This window comes from Pseudomonas sp. P106(2024) (genome assembly GCF_057480815.1).
This window is the reverse complement of record NZ_JBLIYU010000081.1, coordinates 1-202: the sequence shown is the minus strand read 5'-3', so window position 1 is coordinate 202 and position 202 is coordinate 1. Positions and strand designations below refer to the sequence as shown.

Below are 202 nucleotides of genomic sequence, written 5' to 3'. Positions count from 1 at the left end.
GTTGTCGCCGAGGGTCAGCTTCTCGAAGTTGTCGCCACCGGCAACCGATTCGATCTTGTTGACGATGCTCGGCTGGCCACCGACGAACACGTCGTCCGGCGCGGTGATGGTGAAGGTACCGCTGGCGCTGCCGGCTGGAATGGTGACCTTGGTGCCGTCAGTCAGGGTGAAGGTCAGGCCGTTGTGGCCGGTGACCGACAGA

Annotated in this window: 1 protein-coding gene; it reads right to left on the bottom strand. The window is 63.4% G+C overall.

Going from position 1 to position 202, the window contains the following annotated elements; all coding sequences use genetic code 11:
- A partial coding sequence (locus AC25M7_RS25585; RefSeq protein WP_486971653.1) for an immunoglobulin-like domain-containing protein occupies positions 1-202 on the bottom strand: 202 nt, incomplete at both ends.